This window comes from Streptomyces sp. YS-3, from assembly GCF_045257485.1.
Taxonomy (GTDB): Bacteria; Actinomycetota; Actinomycetes; order Streptomycetales; family Streptomycetaceae; genus Streptomyces.
Genome location: NZ_JBJHPC010000507.1, coordinates 1 through 5217 on the forward strand (window position 1 = coordinate 1; position 5217 = coordinate 5217).

Here is a 5217-nt window from a genome sequence, read left to right on the forward strand (position 1 = left end):
GCAAAGATCACCACCCCCGCCAGCGCCCCCACCACCGTCCCGTTGATCCGGATGAACTGGAGGTCGCGGCCGATGTGGGCCTCGATCTTCTTCGAGGTGTCCGCCGCGTCCCAGGAGCGGACCGTGTCCGTGATCAGGGAAGTGATCTCCGTGCGGTACGTGGAGACCACGTACGCCGCCGCGTCCTCGACCCAGCCGTCCACCTTCGCCTGGAGGCGGGTGTCCGTGGAGAGGCGGGCGCCCAGGGACAGCAGGGACGCCCTCGCCCGCAGGCGCAGCTCGCTGCGTTCGTCCTCCGCCGCCGCGATGATCATCGAGCGGACCGAGGACCATGCCGAGGCGATCACGTCCTGGACCTCGGGACGGGCCAGGACATCGGACTTCAGGCGCTCCACCTTCGCGCGCGTGTCCGTGTCCGACTGGAGGTCGGAGGCGAAGTCCGCCAGGAAGCGGTCCAGGGCGCCGCGCGCCGGGTGACCCGGCATGTCCCGCATCTCGGTGACGAAGCGGAGCAGTTCCTTGTAGACCCGCTCGCCGACCTTCTTGTCCACGAAGCGGGGGGTCCAGCCGGGGGCGCCGCCCTGGACCGCCTCCATCACCGAGTCCCCGTGCACCACCAGCCAGTCGTGCGCCCGGGCGCACACCAGGTCCACCACCCGGCGGTGGCCGCCGTCCGCGACCACCTTCTCCAGGGTCTTGCCGATGCCGGGGGCGATCTCCGCCGCGTCCGCCCGGCGCGTGATCGCCTCGCCCACCACCGCCTGGACGTCCGAGTCCCGCAGGACCGTGAGCGCGCCGCGCAGCGCCGTGGCCAGCTCGGACGTGACCCGGTCCGCGTGCGAGGGGTCCGCCAGCCAGGTGCCCATCCGGGCGCCCATGCCCAGGGCGCCCAGTCTCGTACGCACCACCTGCGGGGAGAGGAAGTTCTCCCCCACGAACGCGCCCAGCGACTCGCCCAGCTGGTCCTTCTTGTTCGGGATGATCGCCGTGTGCGGGATCGGCACGCCCAGGGGGTGGCGGAACAGCGCCGTCACCGCGAACCAGTCCGCCAGCGCGCCCACCATCCCGGCCTCGGCCGCCGCCGCCACGTACGCCGCCCAGGGGCCCGCGCCCGAGCGGTCCGCCCAGGTCGCCAGGGCGAAGACCAGCGCCACCAGGAGCAGCAGGCCCGTCGCCGTGGCCTTCATCCGGCGCACGCCCCGGCGCTTCTCCTCGTCTGCCGCCGTGTACGAGAACGCGGACGTCAGGCCGGCGGCAGGCGGGGGCGACGCGGCCGGTCCCTCCCGGTCGCCCGCCCTCGCCGCTCCACTACGTTCCATTGGCTCCGCCCGTCCACCCGCACGCACCACCCGGTACGCCATCGTCCCTACCTGAGTGACTCCCGGGACGCAAGCCGAGTTCCCGCACGTCGCGTTCTCATTCGAAGGGGTGATCCGTCAGCGGGGCCGGGCATCGACGGAGTCCGTCAGCGCAGTTCCTTGCGCGGGTCGTCGCCGCGTCCCCGCTTCGCCGTCTTCCGCGGCTTGCGCTTGACGTCGATGCCGCCCATCAGGGCGAACCCCGTCACCGTCACCGTCGGCGAGCCCGGGGTGCCCTCGCCCGTCGCCTTGTCGCCGAAGCCGCCCATCAGGCCGAAGCCGCGCACCCGCACCGTCAGCTCGGGCGGGACCGTCACTCCCATCCCGCCCATCACCGTGAAGCAGCGGATCACCGTCTGGGCGGACTCGAAACGGGCCTCGCGCAGGTCGATGTCGCCGCCGCCCCACATCGCGAACGCGGTGAACGTCCGGCCGATCGTCCACGTACCCCGGCGCCCGAACCCGCCCCACAGGGCGAAGGCGCCCCGCGAGGTGGCCGTGCCGCCGATCCGCGCGGGCCAGTCGAGGTCCGCGGAGGAACCGGAGGCGGCCGGGGCCGCCGGGCGCACTCCGGGCGTCGGCAGGTCCCGTACCAGCGGCGCCAAATCCCCGTGCGTACGCGCCTTGTACGCCGCCTCCAGGCGCTCCTCGAACTCCTCCATGTCGAGCCGTCCCTCGGCCACCGCGTCCCGCAGCGCCTCGGCCACCCGTTCGCGCTCCGCGTCCGATGCCCTCATCTCGGGAAGACCCGCCCCCGAAGGTTCACTCGTCATACGGCCAGCCTAATGAAGGCCCCGGTCGGCGTACATGCGCGCGATCACCGACTCGATGTCCGGCTCCCGTACCGAGAGGTCCACCAGCGGATAGCGTGCCGCGATCCCCGCCACCAGCGGCGCCGCCGACGCCGTGGCCGGGAACGCCAGCCACTGCCGGGGCCCCTCGACCCGCACCACGCGCGCGTGGTCGACCTCGATCGGCGCGAGCTCGCGCTCCAGGTCGACCACCAGGGTGCGTTCGCTGCCCCCGACCTCGTGCAGCCCCGCCAGCGCGCCGTCGTACACCAGACGGCCGTGGTCGATCACCATCACGCGCGCGCAGAGCTGCTCGATGTCGGTCAGGTCATGGGTGGTGAGCAGGACCGTGGTGCCGCGTTCGGCGTTCAGGTCCTTCAGGAAGGCACGCACTTTCGCCTTGCTCACCACGTCCAGGCCGATGGTCGGCTCGTCCAGGTAGAGCACCTCCGGGTCGTGCAGCAGGGCCGCCGCGATGTCGCCGCGCATCCGCTGGCCCAGCGACAGCTGGCGTACCGGCACGTCCAGCAGCGGTCCGAGGTCGAGGAGTTCGACGCAGCGGGCCAGGTTCTCGCGGAAGCGGTCGTCGGGGATGCGGTACATCCGGTGGACCAGACGGTACGAGTCGTACAGCGGCAGGTCCCACCAGAGCGTGGTGCGCTGGCCGAAGACCACGCCGATACGGCGGGCCAGGCGGGTGCGTTCGCGCGCGGGGTCCAGGCCCGCCACCCGCACCCGGCCGCCGCTCGGCGTCAGGATGCCGGTGAGCATCTTGACGGTGGTCGACTTGCCCGCGCCGTTGGGGCCGATGTAGCCGACCATCGCGCCGCGCGGCACGGAGAAGGTGATGCCGTCGACCGCCCTGACCTGCCCGCGCTCGCGCCGCAGCCGCCGCCCGTTCCTGCGCCGGACCTCGAAGACCTTCTCGACCCCGTCGAGTTCGATCACATCGCTCATCGTCGTCCCCGCTTCCTCTCAGCTTCCCGTGCTCCGGTACGCCCGCAGGCCCGCCCGCCACGCGATGCCCGCCAGCGCGCAGCAGCCCACCGCCACCAGCGGCGGCGCGAACGCCAGCCAGCCGGGGAGGTCCAGCGGGTAGGGCCGCCCCAGTACGTACAGCGCGGGCAGCCAGTTCACGAAGGCCAGCGGGACCACGAACGTCACCCCGCGTACCAGGTCCTTGGCGAAGAGCGTCGGCGGGTACTGGAGCAGCTGGTTCCCGCCGAACGTGAAGGCGTTCTGCACCTCGGAGGCGTCCTGCGCGACGAACTGGAACGCCGCGCCCGCCACGAACACCGAGGCGAAGACGGTGGCGCCGCTCAGCAGCATCAGCGGGATCAGCAGTACCCGCAGCGGCGTCCAGTGGATGTCGAGCGTCAGCAGCGCGTAGCCGAGGACCAGGAGGCCCTGGGTGATGCGGCCGAGGCGGCGCAGCGCGAACCGGTCGGCGGCGACCTGGGCGAGCACCGGCGCAGGGCGTACGAGGAGCGTGTCGAGGGTGCCGTCGCGCACCCGGCGGCCGAGCCGGTCCATGGACCCCATCACCAGGTCGGCGAGCCCGAACGCGGCGCCCGCCGCGCCGTACAGGAACGCCACCTCGGGCAGCGTGTACCCGCCCAGCGCGTCGATGTGCGAGAACATCAGCAGGATCGCCACGAAGTCGAGCGCGGTCGCCGCGAAGTTGCCGAACGCCGTCATCACGAAGGACGCCCGGTAGGCCATGGTGGAGCGGATCCACATGCCGGCGATCAGCCGGTAGGCGCGCACGCCCTCCGCGACGGCGCGCAGCCGCCCGACGCGCGCGCCCGTGTCCGGGACCGCCGCCGTCCCGGCCGTCGCGCCGGCCGCCGTCTCGGCTGCCGTCTCAGCCACCCTGGACCACCACCCTCCTGGTCGCCGCCGCCTGGAGCAGGCGTCCGGCGCAGATCAGCACCGCCGCCCAGCCGAGCTGGAAGGCGTACGCCCGTGCCAGGCCCCAGCCGGTGTGGTGGCCGAGCAGGACATCGGCCGGGATCTGGAGCAGCGCCGACCAGGGCAGCGCCCGCGCCACCTCGCCGAGGGCGCCGGGAAAGACGTTGAGCGGCAGCAGCATCCCGGAGAAGAAGGTCCCGCCGAGCCAGGCGATCTGCGTCAGGCCCGCCCCGTCGAGCAGCCAGAACGCCGAGAGCGCCACCAGATAGCGGATCGAGAAGCTGACGACGACGCCGAACAGGACGGCGAGCACGAACGCCAGCCATGTCCTGGGGTCGACGGGCAGCGCCAGATCGAAGAAGAGCGCCCCGAACGCCAGCGGCACCAGACCGCGCCCCAGGAAGTGGAAAGCCGCCCGGCCCACATCGCCCGCGAGCCACCACAGTTGGAGGTCGACGGGACGGTACAGGTCGATCGCGATGTCACCCGTACGGATGCGTTCGACGAGCTCGTCCTCGAAGCCGCCACCCATCATGGCGACGGTCATGAGGAGGGCCTGGCCGAGCCACACATACGTCAGTGCCTCGGCCTGGTCGTAACCGCCCAGACGAGGGCGGACGTTCCACAGGGCCATATAGGTGTACGCCATGATCACACCGAAGACGGTGTTGGTGAACATCCCCGCCGCAGTGGCGATCCGGTACGCCGTATGGCGTCGGAACCCACCTGCGGCCACCGCCAGGTAGAGCCGCACCACGCCACCTTCCGTCCGGTCCGTGTATGAAGGGCCCATGCCCGACCGCCCCACCGCACCCGAAGGCGTCACGGCCGGGCCGTCCAAAGCGCCCGACCCTAGTGCCGTCCGGTGATCGTGCGCGACGGCTTTTCCAGACCCGGGCATGCAATATGGGCGTACAACGCGAATCACCCGATACAGCCCAGCGCCGAGAGAGACATGAGCGACGACGAGCAGCCCAACCGGCCCTCTCCTCGGGGCTGGGCCCCCCGGGACCCCGGCGGCACGGGCCCCGGGGCCGCCCAAGGCCCGCCGGCCGCCACGCCGGGCCCCGCCTCACCCGGCGGCGGCGCCGACGGCCCGGACGGCAGGGCCGGACGCGGCGAGGGCCCGGACAGCGGCGAGACCGGGGACGAGGCTC

The 5217-nt window shown here is 72.5% G+C and carries 5 protein-coding genes and 1 pseudogene; 1 reads left to right on the top strand and 5 read right to left on the bottom strand.

The features are described 5' to 3' along the window. The 5 genes from ACJA3G_RS29380 to ACJA3G_RS29400 all read right to left on the bottom strand — a co-directional run. The coding region (locus ACJA3G_RS29380) for a DUF445 domain-containing protein (RefSeq protein WP_406556069.1) at positions 1-1319 on the bottom strand (1319 nt) is incomplete at its 3' end. A gap of 146 nt (positions 1320-1465) precedes the next feature. Next, on the bottom strand, positions 1466-2131 hold the full coding sequence (locus ACJA3G_RS29385) for a DUF1707 domain-containing protein (RefSeq protein WP_406556070.1): 666 nt from the start codon (positions 2129-2131) through the stop codon (positions 1466-1468). A gap of 9 nt (positions 2132-2140) precedes the next feature. Then, complete coding sequence (locus tag ACJA3G_RS29390) at positions 2141-3106, bottom strand: ATP-binding cassette domain-containing protein (RefSeq protein WP_406556071.1); 966 nt, start codon at positions 3104-3106, stop codon at positions 2141-2143. 18 nt (positions 3107-3124) lie between these two features. After that, complete coding sequence (locus tag ACJA3G_RS29395; RefSeq protein ID WP_406556072.1) at positions 3125-4021, bottom strand: ABC transporter permease; 897 nt, start codon at positions 4019-4021, stop codon at positions 3125-3127. Then, positions 4014-4814, bottom strand: a complete 801-nt coding sequence (locus ACJA3G_RS29400) for an ABC transporter permease (protein WP_406556073.1) — start codon at positions 4812-4814, stop codon at positions 4014-4016. The genes ACJA3G_RS29395 and ACJA3G_RS29400 overlap by 8 nt, the downstream gene beginning before the upstream one ends. Before the next feature lie 201 nt (positions 4815-5015). Here ACJA3G_RS29400 and ACJA3G_RS29405 point away from each other — a divergent pair. Further along, positions 5016-5217 (top strand): annotated as a pseudogene (locus ACJA3G_RS29405) (hypothetical protein); the annotation flags it as partial.

Excerpts from the sequence above, each read along its gene's own strand:
- ACJA3G_RS29385 (WP_406556070.1), bottom strand. The coding sequence starts at position 2,131 with ATGACGAGTGAACCTTCGGGGGCGGGTCTTCCCGAGATGAGGGCATCG.
- ACJA3G_RS29390 (WP_406556071.1), bottom strand. The coding sequence starts at position 3,106 with ATGAGCGATGTGATCGAACTCGACGGGGTCGAGAAGGTCTTCGAGGTC.